Source organism: Mesorhizobium temperatum, from assembly GCF_002284575.1.
GTDB lineage: Bacteria > Pseudomonadota > Alphaproteobacteria > Rhizobiales > Rhizobiaceae > Mesorhizobium > Mesorhizobium temperatum.
Genome location: NZ_NPKJ01000013.1, coordinates 27,480 through 45,852, shown reverse-complemented (window position 1 = coordinate 45,852; position 18,373 = coordinate 27,480). Strand labels below are relative to the sequence as shown.

At 62.2% G+C, this 18,373-nt stretch carries 21 protein-coding genes and 1 pseudogene; 10 read left to right on the top strand and 12 right to left on the bottom strand.

Features of this window, described 5'->3' with window-relative positions:
- Positions 1–277: 277 nt before the first annotated feature.
- Both CIT26_RS02580 and CIT26_RS02575 read right to left on the bottom strand, forming a co-directional pair.
- Complete coding sequence (locus tag CIT26_RS02580; protein WP_095491105.1) at positions 278–886, bottom strand: N-acetylmuramoyl-L-alanine amidase; 609 nt, start codon at positions 884–886, stop codon at positions 278–280.
- Positions 887–1,120: 234 nt separating this feature from the next.
- Entirely contained in the window at positions 1,121–1,501 is a 381-nt protein-coding gene (locus CIT26_RS02575) for a hypothetical protein (RefSeq protein ID WP_206072709.1), read from the bottom strand.
- A gap of 445 nt (positions 1,502–1,946) precedes the next feature.
- Here CIT26_RS02575 and CIT26_RS02570 point away from each other — a divergent pair, with 445 nt between their 5' ends.
- Complete coding sequence (locus CIT26_RS02570) at positions 1,947–2,684, top strand: hypothetical protein (protein ID WP_206072708.1); 738 nt, start codon at positions 1,947–1,949, stop codon at positions 2,682–2,684.
- Entirely contained in the window at positions 2,681–3,346 is a 666-nt protein-coding gene (locus tag CIT26_RS02565) for an LOG family protein (RefSeq protein WP_245319035.1), read from the top strand. Before CIT26_RS02570 ends, CIT26_RS02565 begins: the two co-directional genes overlap by 4 nt.
- Before the next feature lie 333 nt (positions 3,347–3,679).
- Here CIT26_RS02565 and CIT26_RS02560 read toward each other — a convergent pair whose 3' ends face one another.
- Positions 3,680–4,147, bottom strand: coding sequence for a VOC family protein (locus CIT26_RS02560; RefSeq protein WP_095491104.1), 468 nt, complete (start codon positions 4,145–4,147; stop codon positions 3,680–3,682).
- Between the two features lie 105 nt (positions 4,148–4,252).
- Between CIT26_RS02560 and CIT26_RS36385 the strand changes: the two genes are divergently transcribed.
- Complete coding sequence (locus tag CIT26_RS36385) at positions 4,253–4,552, top strand: hypothetical protein (RefSeq protein WP_167391253.1); 300 nt, start codon at positions 4,253–4,255, stop codon at positions 4,550–4,552.
- 20 nt (positions 4,553–4,572) lie between these two features.
- Complete coding sequence (gene gcvA, locus CIT26_RS02550) at positions 4,573–5,499, top strand: transcriptional regulator GcvA (protein ID WP_095491103.1); 927 nt, start codon at positions 4,573–4,575, stop codon at positions 5,497–5,499.
- Positions 5,500–5,642: 143 nt separating this feature from the next.
- On the opposite strand, the gene CIT26_RS02545 is transcribed toward gcvA, so the two are convergent.
- Positions 5,643–6,386: a helix-turn-helix transcriptional regulator gene (locus tag CIT26_RS02545; protein WP_245319034.1), complete on the bottom strand. Its 744-nt coding sequence runs from the start codon at positions 6,384–6,386 to the stop codon at positions 5,643–5,645.
- Positions 6,383–6,745 (bottom strand): hypothetical protein, encoded by a 363-nt coding sequence (locus CIT26_RS37310; RefSeq protein WP_245319031.1) that lies wholly within the window; start codon positions 6,743–6,745, stop codon positions 6,383–6,385. The genes CIT26_RS02545 and CIT26_RS37310 overlap by 4 nt, the downstream gene beginning before the upstream one ends.
- A gap of 393 nt (positions 6,746–7,138) precedes the next feature.
- On the opposite strand from CIT26_RS37310, the gene CIT26_RS02540 reads away from it, so the two are divergent.
- Entirely contained in the window at positions 7,139–7,927 is a 789-nt protein-coding gene (locus CIT26_RS02540; protein WP_143747768.1) for a DUF1194 domain-containing protein, read from the top strand.
- A 144-nt stretch (positions 7,928–8,071) separates the two neighbouring features.
- Here CIT26_RS02540 and CIT26_RS02535 read toward each other — a convergent pair whose 3' ends face one another.
- The 4 genes from CIT26_RS02535 to CIT26_RS02520 all read right to left on the bottom strand — a co-directional run bounded on the left by CIT26_RS02535 (position 8,072) and on the right by CIT26_RS02520 (position 11,256).
- Positions 8,072–8,659, bottom strand: a complete 588-nt coding sequence (locus CIT26_RS02535; protein WP_095491101.1) for a histidine phosphatase family protein — start codon at positions 8,657–8,659, stop codon at positions 8,072–8,074.
- Between the two features lie 54 nt (positions 8,660–8,713).
- Positions 8,714–9,532 (bottom strand): enoyl-ACP reductase FabI, encoded by an 819-nt coding sequence (fabI, locus tag CIT26_RS02530; protein ID WP_095491100.1) that lies wholly within the window; start codon positions 9,530–9,532, stop codon positions 8,714–8,716.
- A gap of 227 nt (positions 9,533–9,759) precedes the next feature.
- Positions 9,760–10,680, bottom strand: a complete 921-nt coding sequence (locus CIT26_RS02525) for a DnaJ C-terminal domain-containing protein (RefSeq protein ID WP_095491099.1) — start codon at positions 10,678–10,680, stop codon at positions 9,760–9,762.
- A 99-nt stretch (positions 10,681–10,779) separates the two neighbouring features.
- On the bottom strand, positions 10,780–11,256 hold the full coding sequence (locus tag CIT26_RS02520) for an RT0821/Lpp0805 family surface protein (RefSeq protein ID WP_095491098.1): 477 nt from the start codon (positions 11,254–11,256) through the stop codon (positions 10,780–10,782).
- A gap of 40 nt (positions 11,257–11,296) precedes the next feature.
- Here CIT26_RS02520 and pdxH point away from each other — a divergent pair, with 40 nt between their 5' ends.
- The 3 genes and pseudogenes from pdxH to CIT26_RS02505 all read left to right on the top strand — a co-directional run.
- The gene (gene pdxH / locus CIT26_RS02515) at positions 11,297–11,914 is read left to right on the top strand and encodes a pyridoxamine 5'-phosphate oxidase (RefSeq protein ID WP_095491097.1); all 618 of its coding nucleotides are present in this window, start codon (positions 11,297–11,299) and stop codon (positions 11,912–11,914) included.
- A gap of 205 nt (positions 11,915–12,119) precedes the next feature.
- The gene (locus tag CIT26_RS02510; RefSeq protein WP_095491128.1) at positions 12,120–12,365 is read left to right on the top strand and encodes a CopG family ribbon-helix-helix protein; all 246 of its coding nucleotides are present in this window, start codon (positions 12,120–12,122) and stop codon (positions 12,363–12,365) included.
- Positions 12,316–12,546: pseudogene (locus CIT26_RS02505) on the top strand (type II toxin-antitoxin system RelE/ParE family toxin); the annotation flags it as partial. The gene CIT26_RS02510 and the pseudogene CIT26_RS02505, both read left to right, overlap by 50 nt.
- Before the next feature lie 48 nt (positions 12,547–12,594).
- On the opposite strand, the gene CIT26_RS02500 reads toward CIT26_RS02505, so the two are convergent.
- Together CIT26_RS02500 and CIT26_RS02495 are read right to left on the bottom strand one after the other, a co-directional pair.
- Entirely contained in the window at positions 12,595–13,350 is a 756-nt protein-coding gene (locus CIT26_RS02500; RefSeq protein WP_095491096.1) for a crotonase/enoyl-CoA hydratase family protein, read from the bottom strand.
- A gap of 53 nt (positions 13,351–13,403) precedes the next feature.
- Positions 13,404–15,173: an acyl-CoA dehydrogenase family protein gene (locus CIT26_RS02495; protein WP_095491095.1), complete on the bottom strand. Its 1,770-nt coding sequence runs from the start codon at positions 15,171–15,173 to the stop codon at positions 13,404–13,406.
- 211 nt (positions 15,174–15,384) lie between these two features.
- Here CIT26_RS02495 and CIT26_RS02490 point away from each other — a divergent pair, with 211 nt between their 5' ends.
- Positions 15,385–15,615 carry a hypothetical protein gene (locus tag CIT26_RS02490; RefSeq protein ID WP_095491094.1) on the top strand — a complete coding sequence of 77 codons (231 nt, stop codon included), beginning with the start codon at positions 15,385–15,387 and terminating at the stop codon, positions 15,613–15,615.
- 169 nt (positions 15,616–15,784) lie between these two features.
- Complete coding sequence (locus CIT26_RS02485) at positions 15,785–16,891, top strand: glycoside hydrolase family 25 protein (protein ID WP_095491093.1); 1,107 nt, start codon at positions 15,785–15,787, stop codon at positions 16,889–16,891.
- 20 nt (positions 16,892–16,911) lie between these two features.
- Here the strand turns inward: CIT26_RS02485 and purD are convergent, their stop codons facing one another.
- A complete protein-coding gene (gene purD / locus CIT26_RS02480) occupies positions 16,912–18,189 on the bottom strand; it encodes a phosphoribosylamine--glycine ligase (RefSeq protein WP_095491127.1) in 1,278 nt (425 codons plus the stop codon).
- Between the last annotated feature and the right edge of the window lie 184 nt (positions 18,190–18,373).

Below are 18,373 nucleotides of genomic sequence, written 5' to 3'. Positions count from 1 at the left end.
TGCCCTCCACCGCTGAGCGCTCCCGCAGAACGCGCCCCTGCAGGTTCGATTGCGAAACCACATCGGCCAACTGGGCACCGGATAAACGGTTGCCTTCCTTGATAGACGATGAGGCATCTTCGCGCGTGCAGGTCCAACGCGCAACACGGGTGATCAGTGGGCGTCGCGGCCCGATTAGTCGTCCACAGGCAGCAAATCCCAGCCTGCGCAGCAGGTGGCAACCATTCCGCAGGGCGGGCAGCGATTCCATCGGCACCGCAGCGGGGGTGCGCCCGGTTCAGTACATGTCGCCGGCACCGTTCAGCACGAGATCGCGGAACCGTTTCCAAGGAAAGTGGGCACCTGGATCGCTGCACCGTTCGGGGTCCAGCAAGGCGTGCGATACGACATGTTTCAAATTCGGGTACTTCGCCCAACTGTAACGCACGATTTCGGCGGCAATCTCCACCTGCCAGTCCGAGAATGGCTCCACGACATCGCGGCTCCGCGAATTAACGATCTGGATTGCGAGGCTCCAGTCATTGACTTTGGCCTGGCCACCGTTCACCGCAGGATAAGATCGAAGGTCCCGCACGTGGAGGGCGGCGCTTGCCTCCGGCACACAGGCCCATGCGACCTTGCCATGCGGCTCTTCGTCCGTACCCGGAATCAGCCAATGCCAACTGGCCCTGTGCGCCTTCATGACCGACATGGCGCCCGCCGAACTTAATCCTACCGCCGCGTGGATGACCAGCGCCCTGATTCCTCCGATCGGATCGACCGCTCGACGGGACGTCGCATGATGCCAGTGATCCCGTACGCCGGGATACCATTCCTCCGGAATTCTGAATGGTGCAGGTCGTCCTGACCTTGGTAAATCAAAGAGAAAAAATTTCGGATCGTTCATCGTCCGTTGCCCCAGGGTCGGGACGAGCTTTTCCTGCGCCGTACGTGAAGGCAACGTGATTCCTCCCACCTGCTTATCGATCGGCTGGCAATCAACTTACAGGGCCGCCTCCCTGGAACGGTGAACTGGCTGCTGGCGGATTCTTCGCCCAAAGCGCTTGGCTTCCCTCGCGCTGCTGTACAACTGAGCATAGTCCGGCCTGTCTAACGCTGTAGGTCCGCTTCCGGTCGACTGTCACCTTTCCGACGCTGCCGGGATCGGTTCCACGTCAACGAGATCGACCATCGCAGCGGGAATGGCGTCGCTGACAACGAGCGCGTCACCATCCCGGAGAATCTCGAAATCGATCGACGGCTGGCCGATCGCCTGCGGCACGGAGACAGTCATGCGCTGCCCGGGCGCGAGCGTGGAAATCATCCGCAGCGGCAGCCCGTCGGCTCCAGATGCCAGAGTCGCCACAACTCGGTAGCCGTCCTGCTCGACCGTAAAGTAGACGACACCGTCAAAGTCAGCGAGATGAATGTTGTGCCCGTTGCCTGGCGCCAGTTCGGCCGCAGCCGAAATCCCGGTCCAGGCGAGGCCAGCGAATGCGCATGTTGCAAAAAGTCTGGTCATCATCATTTCCTCCTTGAGCCGGAATGCTCCGGAATTCTGAATGGTGCAGCTCGACCTGACCTTGGTTGATCAAAGAAAAGAAACTCGGCTCGTTCATCGTCCGTTGCCCCAAGGGTCGAGACCACCTTTGTCTGCGCCTTGCGTGAAGGCAGCGTGATTCCTCCCGCCTGCAAGCCTCGGAGCCGTCTGCCGCTCGTCGACTGCCAATCACGTGCTGTTCACGAGCCGCTGACGACGACCCGGTTCAATCGGTGCAGATCCCGATCTGGAGGCGAACCCGATGTTCTCCCGATGCCTTGGTGAGGAGCGATGCCGTGGATGAACTCGTGAACACCTGCGCCTATTGGGCCCCGGGGCGGCGAATTTCACCCAGAGAACTGACCGTTTCACGCGCGCCTCACATGCCTTGAAATCGAATAGCGATCGCCTACGGGAGGAGGACTTAATGTCATTGCACGGAGAAATGGGGCCATCGGCAAACAGGATAGGCGGCCGCGCTTTGGCAGCGCGTCTGGCTGGACCGGGCGGGTACTACAATATCGGCAACGCGATCGGTCTCTGCGTGGGGTTGGCTTTGCAAGTCAGGCAGGTCGTCCTCGGGGCGGATGGAGGCCTCTCTGCCTCGTTGCAGGCTGCCCATTCCTACTTCGCCGGAAGTTGGAGCGCCGTCGCACTGACGGTGGCCACGGCCATATTCTTCTGGAGTGGGGAGGAATATCATCGCGGCCTAGCGAAGCGGCCGCCGGATGCGGCGGGGATACGGCGCGGAGACTTCCTGTCGGGTATCGGCGCCGTCGCGTTGGGCATGAGCCTGCTTCTCATTGGCGATCCGCTCCTTGCTATTACTTCCGGCTTTCTCCATGCGGCGGGAAAATTCGGAAGTGCGTTGAAGACGGATCCCCGCGGAACAGAGCTTACTAAGATCAAGATTGCGCACCTATTCCGCAAGGCTGTTCTGCTCAGCCGCTTTCCGGCGGCTCTCGTCGCCCTCATTGAGATTGCGAAGGCACTCGGCAGCCCGGCTGCCGATGTACTTCATTCGATGGCAATGCCAGCAACGCTGCTTGTCTGCTGCTTGCTCTGGGCTTGGGCCGACATTCTACTCCTGGACCCAAAACTCAATGTGTCAGCCGCAGGAAATGCATCCCAAACGTCCGCAAGTAAATTTCAAAAGGGAACATGACCGTGAAAATTCTTTTGAATGGAAGCAATATACTTCAAGATACAAGCCGACTGCCATTGGCGCGCCCCAAAACCATATGTGTCTTCTGCGGCGCAAAATCGGGAAATGACGAGAGCTTCATTGATGCCGCGACTGAGCTAGGCGATGCAATAGGCCTGGAGGGCATGGCCCTCCTCTACGGGGGTGGCGCGGAGGGGCTGATGGGCGCGGTTGCGCGGGCAGCCGCCGAGCACGGCAGCCTCGTGACCGCGGTCATGCCACGGTTTCTTGCCGACCGAATCCCGATGCTTGCGGCTCCGCACGAAATCGTAATCGTTCCGGATATGCATACCCGAAAGCGGATCATGTTCGAACGTGCCGATGCCTTTGTCGCGCTTCCCGGCGGCATCGGAACGATCGAGGAATTGACGGAAGTCGTGACACTGCACAAACTGGAGCAGCAGCGGAAACCGCTTGTCTTCGCCAACGTGAAAGGTTTCTGGCAACCACTCTTGCAACTGTTCTCGCATCTGGAGCGTTCCGGTTTCATATCCGACGATCTCATGAGCAAATGCCTGGTGGCCGACACGCCAAGCGCCATCCTGCCTATGCTTCGCGAGTTCTCAGCCAACGCCGTAGGGCATGCTGCCAACGCGGTCTCGCCTGCCTGGTGTTCGCGGTAGCAGCTGGAAACCGGAGTAGTGCCATGGCCGCGCAGATTTGGTTGCGGCCAAGGCACCGTCGTGCGTGAAGGTGCGGTTGCGGTTCAAATGGCTGACGATCGTCTTGACGCCGATCCTGGCCGGACGTGCCATGGCCTTCAAGCGCCAGCCGATAAATAGGCGGACGGTATCCGGGTGAATTGGGTCATCTCGCTGCTGAGCAATCCTGTCGCGCCGATAATCAGCGTACGGATCGCATTACTCTCTCGGAAATGTGTTGCGGGTTGCATTGGGGAGGTGCCAACCGTGGAGGCGAGAGTTTCAAGAAGAGAACGATCGTCTGGCGCGAGGTCGTTAGCCCCGGTAAGCGCGCTCGAGGTCCGCGATGATGATCTTCTTCATCTTGTACATCGCCTGAAGATACATCGCCTGAAGAACCCGCCCGGCTTTGTCCCTGTCGGGATTCCCCAGCATTTGCAGCAATGCCTTGGGCGTGACCTGCCAATAGACCCCGAACTTGTCCGTCAGCCATCCGCAGGGCTTCTCCTCACCGCCCCCGGCCGTCAGCGCATCCCAGTAGTAGTCGGTCTCCGCCTGGTCCTCGGTCTCGACAAGGAAGGAGAAAGCCTCGTTATACGGCGCATGGGAGTGGGCATTGAGAGCGGCTACCGGCAGGCCCGCCAGTTCGAAGCGGACAACCGACAGCTCGGGATCGGGAAGGTCGGTGCTTCCCAGGACCCTCGAGTCCTTGAACACGGACATGTAGAATTCCATGGCCTCTTCGGCCTGGGATTGGAACCAGAGATGTGGATAGATCTTCATGTCATTCTCCTTCAGTACTCGGAATTATCGGCGCCGCCCCGACTGTCGCTGCCTGCTGATGATTGACCCGTCCCAGTCGCGCTCGAACCCCATGTCCTGGAGGCGATGATCCGAGAAGCTTGTAATGCGCTGCATCGTCCGGCGGTGCTGCAACCCGGCGAACAGGCGGGCGGCTCGTCCGGTGACCGCGATGCGCAGGGATTCGATTGCCGCTATGGGCAGGCGTGCAGATGCCGGTTCCAGTCGATCGAAGGCATCCGGATAAGCGTGAATGTTGCTCACAGTTACCTCCCGTTCAGGTTTTGCGTCGTCATCGACGAAGGGTTGGAAAGAGGCGCTTTTGTTGCTGCAAGGTTGCGCCGCTCCTCGCTGGACGACAACCGAATATTTGTGCAGAATATGTGACTATCACTCACAGGTATGCGATGCCGCGCAGACTTCCTCCTTTGACCGCTCTCCCGGCCTTCGACGCGGCGGCTCGTCACCTGAGCTTCACGAAAGCGGCGGCCGAGTTGAACCTGACGCATGGGGCGATCAGTCGCGCCGTCCGCAACCTGGAGGAAAGACTCGGCATTCGGCTCTTCGAACGAGGAACGCGCTTCGTGCGCCTCACACCCGCAGGCGCCGCCTATGCAGCGGAAGTCGGCGCAGCCCTGGACCGGATCGGGGCCGCGACGATCGTCGCCACGGCGTCAAGATCGGCAGGTGTCCTCAACGTCAGCACGTCGGACGGCTTTGCCGGCCGGTGGCTTGTGCCGCGGCTCCATCGTTTCCACCGCGAGAACCGCGACATCGATGTGCGTCTCTCCACGTCGGGCGTGCACGCGGATTTCATCAGGGATGGAGTCGACGTCGCGATACGCTACGGCGCGGGCGGTTATGAAGGGGCGGTGTCGGAGTTCCTGGCCGAGGAGGACGTCTCTCCTGTCTGCAGTCCGGAGTTGCTGCACGGAGAACATCCGCTGCGGCAGCCCAGCGACCTTAGACACCACAGGCTTATCCACCATGACTTCCGCATCGACTGGGCTATGTGGCTGCAGCGCGCCGGCCTGGGCGATATCGATCCCAATAGTGGCGTGAGGTTCGACTCCGCCGGCTATGCTGTCGAGGCGGCTGTGCAGGGCGAAGGTGTGCTGCTGGGCAGGAGCGCGCTCGTCTCAGCCGATCTGGCAGCCGGGCGACTGGTGCGCCCCTTTGATCTGGCGCTGGAGTCGAGGTGGAAATACTACGTCGTCTATCCAGATGGGGCGCTGCGGCAGAGGAAGGTCAAGGCATTCCGCGATTGGCTGTTTAGCGAAATGGCGGCCAGCCAGAAGGACGAGCAACAGACCCCGCGGGCGCGCCAAGCTTGAAGCGACGGCGCAACCGAGCGCCGTTGAATTTTCGCACTGCCCGGCAAGTGGTTTGACGCCGGAATCGCAGCGTTCAACATGACCCTGGCCTTGCACAGGCCCGTGTGCCCACCACGCTAAAGCTTTAGCAGTGCGACTTGCGGTCATTCAGTTTGGGCGGTGCTGGCTATTCTCGCGAGCAACGCGACCAGCTCCGGCTGGCGATGGGTCTCGGTTTTGGCGAAGACGGCTTTCAGTTGATTCCTGGCGGTTTCGTAAGTGACACCCAACTTATCCGCGACGGCCTTCAACTCTGCGCCCGATGAAACCCGGCGAGCCAGTCTCGCCTCGGCAGGGGTCAGCCCGAAGCAAGTCCGCAAGGCAACCTCCGAGGGTTGAGGATAAATGTCCGGATCGACAAAGCAGACAACTATCTGACAGGACGCAAAGACGTTCGTGGCAATTCTCGGCAGGCGCGTTGGATAAGCTAACAGAGGTCTGCCTCCGAGGCGGGGAAGCGGGACGGGGTTCACCATTGCTGGCGGGGTCGGATTTCGCAGCAGCACGTGAAATGCGCGCCTAAGGGCATCAGTGGCGTTCTTGTCGGCACAAGCCAGATGGCGTCCGGTCACCCAAAGGTCTCGACCGAACAGTCTCTCTGCAGGTTCGTTCACCAGGATCACGGCGGCGTTCCGGTCAAGCATCACTGCAGGCGTGCCGCTTGCGCTGAATGCACCCATCGCGCCTTCGGCACGCGCGAAGCTCAGCATTCTCGCGAGCGCGACCGCGGAACCCAACTGTCTTGAGAAGTCGGCAAGGCTTTGAATCTCGGATGGCGAAAAAGGTCCTTGCTGGATCGACCTCTGGATCGACAGGCACCAGAGGTCGTCGCCTGCAGCAACCTTCACACCCGCAACCACCGCAGACCGAACGGCGCGAGAAATTCCTGATAGTAGGGATGCCTGGCGATTTCCTCGGGCGTCAGGACGTCAAGCTCGCTGACCGCCCCTCTCCGAACCAACAGAGGCAACAGGTTGTACCGGTCGTCCCGGTCGATCCAACCATCCTTGACGTATGTCTCGAGCGACGGACCCATTCGGCGACTTTTCGGTATGCCGGGGAGATGCCCTTTCGCGTCGAACAGCATTGCGCCAAAGCTTCCAGTGGCGTCCGCAGCCACATCCATTGCAGCATCCCAAAGCGCCGGGTCGGCCGCCGCTTCGGCTATGGCATTGCCCACTGCATTAAAATCGAAAGCTGCGCCCATCTCCGTCCCGCAACCGAGAAGCAATCCGACCTTACATTAGCGAACTCGAAACTTCTAGCCGTCCGCGGCCGAGGGAGCTGGCCCCGTAGGGCTAGTACACCTGGTCTGACCCAGTTGGGGCATGCGCAAGATTTGAATTTCTATAAAACAGCCGTCGGGAACCGGCGAGGTCAGGGGTAAAAAGACGAACGACGCATGCTTGCGCGTTCAGTTGTCTCGGCGCGAGCGTAAAGCGGGCCGTCAGCGTCTTTTGTGAACGGGGGATCGGTGGCTAAAATTGCAACGTACGGCGCACGCACCGTCCACATCAATGGCGACATCGCCCCTACCAACGGAACTCTCCACGCTCCTGCGGCGACCCCCGCAGTCGTACCGAAACACTGGGGCGCCTTCATGCCCGCCCTCGTCGTCTGCACAAGCTTCTTTATTCCGGCTGCATCCGTCCGCGCGCAGAAGGCCGACACTGCGGTTGACGTGTGCCTCGTCCTGGCCGCTGATATATCGGCCAGCATCGCCAATGACACAGCCCATATGCAGCGTGAGGGTCACGCCCAGGCGTTGAGCCATCCTGACATCGTGTCCGCCATAGCCCTGACCCGCACTGGGCGGATCGCCGTTACCTATGTCGAATGGTCTAGCCACCGTACGGCCCACACCATATTGCCTTGGCGCGTCATAGAGAATGCGCGCGGCGCGCGAGAGGCAGCTGACGTTATTCGAGGTATGGGCCACCGTCCCGGTCAAGACCGCCTCGGCCTAACCAGCCTCAGCTGGGCCATTTCCTACGCCTCCCAGAGCCTGGCCCAGTGCCCCGCCACACCCGACCGCGCGGTTATCGACATCTCAGCGAATGGACCCAACAATGATGGTCCTGCCCCAGAGGCCGCGCGGGACCACGCATTGGCCATGGGCCACATCATCAATGCGCTTGCCATCCCCGCGCCGGTGCTACCACCTAAGGACTTACCCCTCAGCCTCGACCCAAACGAAGGAGCGTGGCAGCACCCAACCGATTATCTCTACAGCCACGTTACCGGCGGTCCCAACAGCTTCGCGACTACAGTTCGCACATTAGACGACTATTTTCCTGTCCTCCGCCGCAAAATCGTCACGGAGATTGCCGGCTTGTCCGACAATCCGCTTGAGCATGTGCAGGAAGTGGAGCTTGCCTGGCGGCCTTGATTTGAAAAGATAGCAGAGCAGGACCGCATCCGCCTGGGAGAGGCCGTACGGGGACTGTCGCCAACCGCCGCCCGCTTCTCTACGTCGTCCCGACTTGGCATCAATTTCTGAATCAATGTCTGAGAAGGGCTGAACTCGCGTCCTTCAGAGCCACTCCAGGGTTCGTCCTTCCAGCCTGAGCAAGCGATCCTGCGGCACATCCAGGTTTGCGGCTTCTGTCTCGGGCATTCCCAGCACCATGCGAAACAGGGCGCGCACGACGCCGCCATGGGTCACGCAGACCGTCGGGCGGTCCAGCGCGTCGAACCACGGCTTTACCCGCTCGAGCAGCATTTGATAGCTTTCAGCGCCCTCGCCGGGCGGCAGGAAATTCCATTTGTCGAGGCGCCTCTCCCTGCCCGAGCCCAGATGCCGGGCCTCGAGTTCGGGAAAGGTGAAACCCTGCCAATCGCCGAAACTCATTTCGACAAGGCGGGGATCGGTGCGATAGGCCCGCGGATCGAGCCTCATTGCAGCGCGAATGCGCTCCATGGTCTGGCGCGTCCGCCGCATCGGACTGGCGACAAAGTCGAAATCCTCGGGGTTATGAACGAATTCGGCAAGCCGATGGCCGTTGCGGGTCGCCTGCTCGCAGCCAAGCGGGTTGAGATCGGTGTCGGCCTGTCCTTGCAGCCGGGACTCGGCGTTCCACACCGTCTGGCCATGGCGCGCGATGTAGACGAGCGGATACATCAGGTCATCCGGAGAGCGGTCGAGAGCAGGCTGGAGGCGGGAGAGTTCGAGGCGTTATTCCTTGACGGTCGAAATATCAGGCGCGTCGACCGCCTTCATGCCGACGACATGGTAACCGGAATCGACATGGTGGATCTCGCCGGTGACGCCACGTGAAAGGCTGGACAGGAAATAGACGGCTGAATCGCCGACTTCCTCTTGCGTGACCGTCTGCTTCAGCGGTGAATTGTATTCGTTCCACTTCAAGATGTAGCGAAAATCGCCGATGCCGGAGGCGGCCAGCGTCTTGATCGGGCCGGCGGAGATGGCGTTGACACGAATTTTCTTGGCGCCGAGGTCGACGGCCAGATAGCGTACGCTGGCTTCGAGCGCCGCCTTGGCGACACCCATTACGTTGTAATGCGGCATCACTTTTTCCGCGCCGTAATAGGTCAGCGTCAGCAGCGAACCGCCATCGGTCATCAGCGCCTCGGCGCGCTTGGCGATGGTGGTGAAGGAAAACACCGAGATGTCCATGGTGCGGAGGAAATTGTCGCGCGTCGTCTCGACATAGCGGCCTGTCAGTTCGTCCTTGTCGGAAAAGGCGATGGCGTGGACGAGGAAATCGAGCTTACCCCAATGCTTGGCGATGTCGTCGAAAACCGCATCGAGCGTGGCCGGATCGGTCACATCGCAATGGCCGGCGACATGGGCGTTGAGTTCAGCCGCCAGCGGCTCGACGCGTTTCTTGAACGCCTCGCCCTGGTAGGTCAGCGCAATCTCGGCGCCGTGGTCGACGCAGGCCTTGGCAATACCATAGGCGATCGACCGATTGTTCGCGACGCCAAGGACAAGCCCGCGCTTGCCGGCCATAATGCCTTGTCCACCCGCCATGTGAGCGCTCTCCGCAAGATCTTCTGCTTTGTGGAGTGGCTATCGCACAGGCACAGAGCCCCTTCAAGCGCTCAACACGGACAGTTCAGGGGACAAAAGCATCGCTCCACAGCGCCGCGCGTCCTTTTGGACGCGCAAACGGCACTGTAACACCTAATCTTGCGCATGATCCCCAGCGAAAATCGATTCCGATTTTTGCTGCGCGGACTTCGATTAGGGGTCATGCGCTAGCGTTTTCGGTTGCGCATCAGCGCTTCGAGATCGCTGTCGCCGCCCTCGGGAAGCATCAGCCGCACATGCGCGTAGAGATCACCGTGACCGCCAACTTTTTCCGGCAGGCCCCTGCCCTTCAGCCGCAGGACCTTGTCCGAGCTCGACCAGGCGGGAACATTGACCGCAAGCTTGCCGGTCGGCGTTTCGACCGCCACCTTGGCACCCAGCACGGCATCCGCCAGCGCAACCGGCAAGTCGGCATGGAGGTCGCGGCCTTCTACACGATAGCGCGGATGCCGCCGGAAGCGAATCTTGACCAGCGCATCGCCCGGCTGCCCCGGCCCTTGCTCGCCCTGGCCTTTCAGCCGGATGGTCTGGCCGTCCTCGACATAAGCTGGCAGCTTGACGGCGACCTTGCGCCCGTCGGGGAACATCGCCGTCACCTTCTCCGCAGTCGCAGCTTCCTCGATGGTGATGTCGAGCGTCACGTTCACGTCGGCGCCGGACGGCGCCTGCCGGCCGGCGCCCATGCCGGCGCCGCGAGAGAAGGTCTCGCCGAAAATCTGGCTGAAGATGTCGCTGCTGCCGTCGAACGGATCGCCGCTCGGACGGCTTGAGCGAAACTCGAAACGTGAGCCGCCCGGCCCTTGCTGCCGGCGAAAACCGGCGAACGGATCGGCGCCGCCGGCGGCACCCTCGAAGCCTTGAAAGCGCGGCTTGCCCTCGGCGTCAATCTCGCCGCGATCGAAAGCCCCACGGTTCTTCTCGTCGCCGACGATCTCGTAAGCCTGGTTGGCTGCGGCAAACCGCTCCTTCGCCTTGGGATCCGGATTCTGGTCCGGATGATACTCCTTGGCGAGTTTGCGGTACGCCGATTTTATGTCCTTGGCCGATGCGTTCTTGGCAACGCCCAGCACCTCATAGGGGTCGCGCATGCTTCCTGCCCTGGAGAAGGAGTGAGTCCACGATTGCCACCTATATGCGCTCGCATAGGAAGAAATTCCAGTGGCGCGCGGTCATATGATGGCGGAAAATCAGAGCGCTTTGAAGTCCTGCATCCGCCAGGCGCCGGCGCCGGCCAGGCACACCTCGCCCTTGAACAGGGCGACGCCGTCGAAGCTTTCGCGCGACGCGGTGAAGCGGCGGCAAAGCTGACCGTTGTCCCTAGACTCCGCCAGTTCGATGATCGAGCCGCGCGAACCGGTATCGGAATTCGCCCAGGGAACGGCCTGCCCGCCAAGTTCCTGGATATCGGCGGAAGACACAGCGTTGCGGATCGTCGCCTGGTCCGAGGCGCGATCCTGGTCGATCGGCGAGGCAGCAGCAGGCGTGCTGCTGGTCAGGATCGTACGGTCGACCTCCGCCTGCTCCAAGCTGAAGCCGCCGGCACCGCAGGCGGCAAGCGGCAAGGCGACCAGCACGATCGCGGCGGCCTTGACCGTAGCCTGGGCGCTGGCCGAAGCAATAAGGCTCCATTGCCTGCTGTCAAAAGGTTGCGCGATGCGCGACAATCGGCAATCTCCCCGGCCGGCAATAGAATTTGGAAAAACTATGAGCGAAACTGAGTTAACAAGCGGTGACTTTACCGAGGCTGCCGAGCCATTCCGCCTGTTTGCCGCATGGCTCGACGACGCGACGAAGAGTGAGATCAACGATCCCAACAGCGTGGCTCTGGCGACCGTCGATGCCGAGGGCATGCCGAATGTGCGGATGGTGCTGCTCAAGGGGTTCGATGAAAGCGGATTTGTCTTCTACACGAATTTTGAGAGCGCCAAGAGCCGCGAGATTCTTGGCAGCATGAAGGCGGCGATGTGCTTTCACTGGAAATCGCTGCGCCGGCAGGTGCGCGTGCGCGGGCCGGTGGAGATCGTCACCGAGGCGGAAGCGGACGCCTATTATGCGACGCGCCCGCGCGGCAGCCGCATCGGCGCCTGGGCGTCGAAGCAATCGCGGCCGCTGGAAAGCCGCTTCGCACTGGAAAAAGCGGTTGCCGAATACACGGCCCGCTATGCGATCGGCGAGATCCCACGACCGAAACACTGGTCGGGCTTCCGTATCGTGCCGCAGACGATCGAGTTCTGGCACGACCGGCCTTTCCGGCTGCACGACCGCGTCGTCTTTTCTCGCAACGCGGGGGGCGGTTGGGACAAGACAAGGCTTTACCCCTGAGAAGGTGGTCCATTAAGCAGTTTCACCGAGGGGTAAGGGAGAGCTGGACGCGCGGCAATATGGCATCGCTAATATACGATGGCGCGCTACACGGCGCCGGCGGACGTTTAAGCAACTGGCGTCAGGGGAGGCCCCTCTGGGTAATCCTTGATGAAACGACCTTGGTTCACCAACAATCATAGGGAACCAAATGAAGGTAATGAGCATGACGGCTTTTACCGTGCGTGTCCCGGACGAAACCGCAAACAGGCTTGACCAGCTTGCCGAAAAGCTCGACCGCTCGCGCTCCTATGCGGCGGCGCAGGCCATTGAGGACTTTGTTGCCCGTGAGGAATGGCAACTCGCCGAGATAGAGACCGGGTTGGCCGACGCCGAGCGCGGCGATTTTGCCAGTGACCGTGATGTTGCCGCTGTTGTCGGGAAATACGTCAAGTCCGCCCGCCAAGGATGAGCCGCAAATCGTGACGGCGGCGGAACATCTCGTCGAGCAACCGGCCATGGGACGCGTCGGGCGCATCAAGGCGACGCAAGAGCTCGTTTTGGTCGATATTCCGTATATCGTCCCCTATCGGGTCAACGGCGAGACTGTCGAAATCCTCACCGTCATGCACGCCGCCCAACGCTGGCCGCAGGCCTGTAAATCGCCAACACCATGGCCGCGTCATCGGGCCACACCGCCTTCAGCCTGTCTTCTTCCTGGTCATGAAGGCCATCAAGGCCGCGCGGGCCTCGTCGGATTTGAGCCGCTCTCGGAAATACTCGCTTTCCTGGCCGATGCGGGCAACGAGCTCTTCACGCGAGCCGCGCATCAGGTCGCGCGCGATCTTCAGCGCTTGCGGCGGCTTGGCCGCAATCTGGCCGGCCGCTGCAAGCACGGATGCTTCGAGTTCGTTTTCCTCGACCACCGCGTAGATCAGTCCGGCGGCCTTCGCCCGCTCGGCCGAAAAGCCTTCGCCGAGGCCAAGCAGCGCGAAGGCGCCTTGCCGGCCGAGAATCTGCGGCGCAAGCAGGCTCGATCCCGCCTCGGGGACCAGGCCGAGATCGACGAAGGGCGTGCGGAACATTGTGCGCGGCGTGGCGAAGGTCAGGTCGCAATGCAGGTTGAGCGTGGTGCCGATGCCGACCGCAATGCCGTCGACGCCGGAAACCATGGGCTTTTCCGTCCTGGCCAGCGCCATCAGGAAATCCCAGACCTCGGTGCCGCCCTCGCCGCCGGTGGCGACGACCATGAAATCGGCAAGGTCGTTGCCGGACGAGAAAGCGCCGGAAACACCGAGGAAGACGTGAACACGGATCGCCGGATCCGCCTCGCCCTCGGCAAGGGTTTTGGACATTTTCGCATACATGGCGCGCGTCAAGGCGTTCTTCTTGTCCGGACGGTTCATGCGGATGATCTGGATGGCGCCCTGGCGCTCGACGAGGATATGGTCTGTCACGGGTGGTCCTTTGTGAAACGCCGGGCTTTTGTGAAACGTCGACCTTGTGGATGTCAGGCAGAAATCAGTGTCTTGCCGGCAGCGGCAAGGCTTTCGGCGCCGCCAATGACGCGCTCCTTCAGCGCACCCGCCTCGCCAAGCAGGTTTTCGGCAAAGAAACGGCAAAGGGCGGTGCGGCTTTGGTCGGCAAGCGCGCCGCGTGCCAGATAGGCGCCGCCCGCCGCGAGCGAGATCAGCCGCAGATACGGCGTCGCACCGGCCAACGCCTCGTCCGAGCGCCCGTCGGCAAGCAGCCCTTGCAGGAAACGCGTCGCCTGGCCGAGGTCGTCGAGCGCCTGGCCGAGACCGTCGGCGGTGCGGCCAAAACCCTGAAGATTTGAGGTCCGCACTTGATTGGCGACCGCTTTCAGTTCGGCGATGTAACCATGCACATGCTCGCCACCGCCAGACGGCAGCTTGCGCGCCACCAGGTCGATCGCCTGGATACCGTTGGTGCCTTCGTAGATCGGCGCGATGCGCGCGTCACGATAAAGTGCTGCCGCACCGGTCTCCTCGATGAAACCCATGCCACCATGAACCTGCAGCCCAAGCGAGGCGACCTCGACGCCGACATCGGTGGAAAAGGCCTTGGCCAGCGGTGTCAACAGATTGGCACGTTCCTGCCAATGGGTGGCTTCATCGCCGACGGATACGCGCGCGTGGTCAATGGCATGCGCACAGGAATAGCTGATGGCGCGCGCAATCTGGGTCAGCGCATTCATGGTCAGGAGGTTGCGCTGCACGTCCGGGTGATGGACGATCGGCGCCATGCCGTTGCCGTCATAGCTTGCAGCCTTGCCTTGCCGGCGGTCATTGGCGTAGGCGAGCGCCTTCTGCGTGGCCGTTTCGGCAACCGCCACGCCCTGCATGCCGACGGCGAGCCGCGCATTGTTCATCATGGTGAACATGCCGGCGAGCCCCTTGTTTTCCTTGCCGATCAGCCAGCCGATCGCGCCGGGGGTGGTCCCTTCGAAACCGTCGCCATAGATCATGGTGCAGGTCGGCGAGGCGTGTATGCCCAATTTGTGCTCCAGCCCGGAGCAGAAGACGTCGTTGCGTGCGCCCAGCGCGCCGTCGTCGCCGACAAGGAATTTCGGCACCAGGAACAGCGAAAGGCCACGCGTGCCGGCCGGCGCGTCCGGCAGCCGCGCCAGCACCAGATGGATGATGTTGTCGGTGAAATCGTGCTCGCCATAGGTGATGAAAATCTTCTGGCCGAAGATGCGGTAGGTGCCGTCGCCGGCCGGCTCGGCGCGGGCGCGCAAGGCGCTCAGATCCGAGCCCGCCTGCGGCTCGGTCAGGTTCATCGTGCCCATCCATTCGCCGGAGACGAGCTTTTCCAAGTATTTGCCCTTCAGCGCCTGTGAGGCGTGCTTGTCGAGTGCTTCGACCGCGCCCATGGTCAGCGTCGGGCCGATGCCGAAGGCCATGGCGGCGGAGTTCCACATTTCGAGCGCCGCCACCCCCAGCATGGTCGGCAGTGCCTGGCCGCCGAATTCCTCCGGTGCGGACAGCGCGTTCCAGCCGCCGTCGATCCAGCGGCGATAAAGTTCCTTCCAGCCGGGCGGCATGGTGACGGCAGCGCCGCTCAGCACCGCGCCTTGTTCATCGCCGATCTTGTAGAGCGGCGCGACCTCCTCTGTGGCGAAGCGGCCGGCTTCCGCCAGAATGGCGTCGACGAGATCTTCGCCAAGGTCGCCAAAGGTGCCGGCGCCAAGCGCCGGCTTCAGGCCGGCCACATGCTTCAGCGTGAAAGCGATTTCCTCGACCGGTGCCCGATACATGCCGCTCGCTCCTCCTTTTTCCGGCAGGGCAACTTAATATCCGTGCCGACACAAAACCATTCGCTTTTGGGTCGCCTCTCCCCACCTTCTTTTTACGTAAACGTCAAATTTTGTCACGCGGATTTTGCAATTGGAGCTGTTCACGCTAAAATCGGCAAAAAGCCGGACAAGTCGACCGGCGACAGATCAGGAATACCGGATCGGACCGCCCGTGCTCGCCAGACCTGACGCCTATCGCTGCATCGAATGCGGCCTGCCCTATCGAGCGGCAGGTTTTTGGCACCATCGGGGCAAGATCGAGGACGGCGCCGCCTATTGGTCGGATCGCGGCATTCTGTGTTCGCCGCAATGCTCGCTGGCCCATCACCGCAAGCGCGAGGCTGAGGGAACGCTGCCGCAAGCGCCGGCGGCCGACCCGTTCCAGCCGCTCTCCCTCCGTTGATGGCCAGCGAAGCCACCACCGGCAGAATTGCCGCATTCGCCGCGGGCCGCCGAAAGCATTTCCTTAACCATGGCGGTTCAGGATCAGGTTTTGGCCAGCAAGGATCTGCTGTTTGAAGCCGCCGGCGCACCCTCTCCGCCGCCTAGGACTCCTCGTCGTCGCGACTGCGATGACGATGGCGTTGGGGCCGGCACAAGCCTCGGATTTCTCCGCGCCTTGGAAGGATGCCGACCGGGCGCTGGTGATCGACGCCTACGAATACAATCCCATCGATTGGGCTGAACTTGCGACCGACAAGCGGATCGTCGGCTTCATCAACAAGGCGTCCGACGGAATGCCGCCAGCCTATTTCTGTTTCGGCGACGAGACCGAGACGCGGCTCTGCAAGGCGCTATGGAAGCGCCATGCGGTGGCACAGGAACTGTTTCAGACGCGCAAGGTGGTGGCCAAGGCGCTCGGCCTGAAATGGGGCGCCTATCATCTCGCCCGCCCCGGCAACCCGGTGGGACAGGCCAACAATTTCATCAATTTCGCGAAACCTGGTCCGGATGACCTGCTTGCCCTCGACATCGAGGATGACGACCCCACGAAATGGATGTCGCTCGAGGATGCAGAGGAGTTCGTGCGCCATGTGCATCGGCGGCTGGGCCGCTTTCCGGTGCTCTACACCAACGGCAAGACCGCCAGGCACATCGCTGACAACACGTACAAGTACCGGCTCCTGTCGCGGCTGCCGCTCTGGTATGCGCGCTACAAGCCGGACATCGGCGTGCATTTTCCGATGGGCAACTGGCAAGGCTACGTACTCTGGCAGTTTTCGGCAAAAGCCAATTGCGGACGGTTCCGCTGTCCTTACCGGGTGGCCGGCACGCCCAACGATATCGACGTCAATGTCGCACCGATGGATGCCGCCACCTTGCGCGCGCAATGGCCCTTCGGCGGACTGATCGATGCACAGCCGGATTACCTCGCCTCGATACCGGTGCCTCTCTCGCGCGAGGCCGGCCTTGCGGGCAATGCCATTACCTACGCCACCGTGGTGGCATCACCGAGCTTCACCGAAATGATCGCGATGTTCAGCGCCCGCTGGGCCGAGTTCCGCAGCAGCTTTCAAATGCCTGCTGTGAAGACGTTGCTGCGCCTTCCGCGCGGGATTGCGGAATATGTGGCCTGGACGCTGAAAGAAAAGCCCTCCGCATCAGCCGTTGAAGCCGCGCCCGCCGCCAGCGATCCGGTCAGCACCGCATCAACCGAGTTCGACCGTGGCCTGCGCTGAAAGCTGAAAGCCGTTCGGCGTCAGCGCGCCTGCTCGCGCGCGACGGCCTGCCAGCCGATGTCGTGGCGGCAAAAGCCTTGCGGCCAATCGATCCGGTCGAGTGCGGCATAGGCTCGCCTCTGCGCCTCGCCGACCGTGCCGCCGACAGCCGTGACGTCGAGCACACGGCCGCCATTGGCGACCAGCGCGCCGCTGTTGATGGCGGTGCCGGCATGAAAGATCTCGACGCCATCGCCCGCGGCCTCTTCCAAGCCGCGGATGACCGAGCCCTTTTCCGGCGTGCCGGGGTAACCCCTTGCCGCCATCACCACGGTGAGCGCCGCCTCGTCGCGCCAGCGCGCGGAGGTATGCGCGAGCTGGCCGTCGGCAGAAGCGTTGAGCAGGACCAGGAGGTCGTCCTTCAGCCGCATCATCAGCACCTGGCATTCCGGGTCGCCGAAACGGGTGTTGTATTCGATTAGCTTCGGCCCCTCGCCTGATATCATCAGCCCGGCAAACAGCACGCCCGAAAACGGCGCGCCCCGTTCGGCCATGCCGCGCATGGTCGGCTCGACGATCTCGCGCATGGTGCGGTCGATCATCTCCGGCGTCATCACCGGAGCCGGCGAATAGGCACCCATGCCGCCGGTGTTCGGGCCGATGTCGCCGTCGCCGACGCGCTTGTGGTCCTGCGCAGTGCCGAACGGCAGCGCAGTGGCGCCGTCGCACAGGCAAAAGAAACTCGCCTCCTCGCCGGTGAGAAACTCCTCGACCACGACCTCCGCGCCGGCCTGTCCGAAGGATCCATCGAAACAGGCATCGAGTGCTGCCAGCGCCTCGGCCAACGTCATGGCGACGGTGACGCCCTTGCCGGCGGCGAGGCCGTCGGCCTTGATGACGATTGGCGCGCCCCTCTTTTCGACATAGGCCCTGGCCGACGCAAGGTCGCCGAAACGGCCATAGGCGGCGGTCGGGATGTCGTATTTCGCGCAAAGATCCTTGGTGAAACCCTTCGAGCCTTCCAGCCGCGCCGCCGCCTTGGATGGGCCGAAGACGCGGATGCCTGCAGCGCGGAGGTCGTCTGCAATGCCGGCGACCAGCGGCCCTTCCGGGCCGACCACGACGAGGTCGATCTTTTTCTCCGCGCAGAACCGGGCCACCGCCGCATGATCGGCAATGTCCAACGTCACCAGCTCGGCTTCTTGGCCGATGCCTGGGTTGCCCGGCGCCGCGTAAAGCTTCGTCAGCAGCGGCGAGGCCGCGATCTTCCAGGCCAGCGCATGTTCGCGGCCGCCGGAGCCGATCAACAAAACACGCATGCCCAGATCCCTTGCCATTCCACGGTGAGGACTGCGCTATTGCGCCCCGGACGATGGGTCAAGACATTTGGATGGTTTGGGACAAATTGCGCATGGGAACGTCGGGCATCAACGGGGAAGGCTGGTTCGCCGTCTACGATATTTTACGGCATGACCATTTGGCTTGATGCTTGACGGCGTTCGC

Excerpts from the sequence above, each read along its gene's own strand:
- CIT26_RS02580 (WP_095491105.1), bottom strand. The coding sequence starts at position 886 with ATGAACGATCCGAAATTTTTTCTCTTTGATTTACCAAGGTCAGGACGA.
- CIT26_RS02575 (WP_206072709.1), bottom strand. The coding sequence starts at position 1,501 with ATGACCAGACTTTTTGCAACATGCGCATTCGCTGGCCTCGCCTGGACC.
- CIT26_RS02570 (WP_206072708.1), top strand. The coding sequence starts at position 1,947 with ATGTCATTGCACGGAGAAATGGGGCCATCGGCAAACAGGATAGGCGGC.
- CIT26_RS02565 (WP_245319035.1), top strand. The coding sequence starts at position 2,681 with ATGACCGTGAAAATTCTTTTGAATGGAAGCAATATACTTCAAGATACA.
- CIT26_RS02560 (WP_095491104.1), bottom strand. The coding sequence starts at position 4,147 with ATGAAGATCTATCCACATCTCTGGTTCCAATCCCAGGCCGAAGAGGCC.
- CIT26_RS36385 (WP_167391253.1), top strand. The coding sequence starts at position 4,253 with ATGATCCGAGAAGCTTGTAATGCGCTGCATCGTCCGGCGGTGCTGCAA.
- gcvA (WP_095491103.1), top strand. The coding sequence starts at position 4,573 with ATGCCGCGCAGACTTCCTCCTTTGACCGCTCTCCCGGCCTTCGACGCG.
- CIT26_RS37310 (WP_245319031.1), bottom strand. The coding sequence starts at position 6,745 with ATGGGCGCAGCTTTCGATTTTAATGCAGTGGGCAATGCCATAGCCGAA.
- CIT26_RS02540 (WP_143747768.1), top strand. The coding sequence starts at position 7,139 with ATGCCCGCCCTCGTCGTCTGCACAAGCTTCTTTATTCCGGCTGCATCC.
- CIT26_RS02535 (WP_095491101.1), bottom strand. The coding sequence starts at position 8,659 with ATGTATCCGCTCGTCTACATCGCGCGCCATGGCCAGACGGTGTGGAAC.
- fabI (WP_095491100.1), bottom strand. The coding sequence starts at position 9,532 with ATGGCGGGTGGACAAGGCATTATGGCCGGCAAGCGCGGGCTTGTCCTT.
- CIT26_RS02525 (WP_095491099.1), bottom strand. The coding sequence starts at position 10,680 with ATGCGCGACCCCTATGAGGTGCTGGGCGTTGCCAAGAACGCATCGGCC.
- pdxH (WP_095491097.1), top strand. The coding sequence starts at position 11,297 with ATGAGCGAAACTGAGTTAACAAGCGGTGACTTTACCGAGGCTGCCGAG.
- CIT26_RS02510 (WP_095491128.1), top strand. The coding sequence starts at position 12,120 with ATGACGGCTTTTACCGTGCGTGTCCCGGACGAAACCGCAAACAGGCTT.
- CIT26_RS02495 (WP_095491095.1), bottom strand. The coding sequence starts at position 15,173 with ATGTATCGGGCACCGGTCGAGGAAATCGCTTTCACGCTGAAGCATGTG.
- CIT26_RS02485 (WP_095491093.1), top strand. The coding sequence starts at position 15,785 with ATGACGATGGCGTTGGGGCCGGCACAAGCCTCGGATTTCTCCGCGCCT.
- purD (WP_095491127.1), bottom strand. The coding sequence starts at position 18,189 with ATGCGTGTTTTGTTGATCGGCTCCGGCGGCCGCGAACATGCGCTGGCC.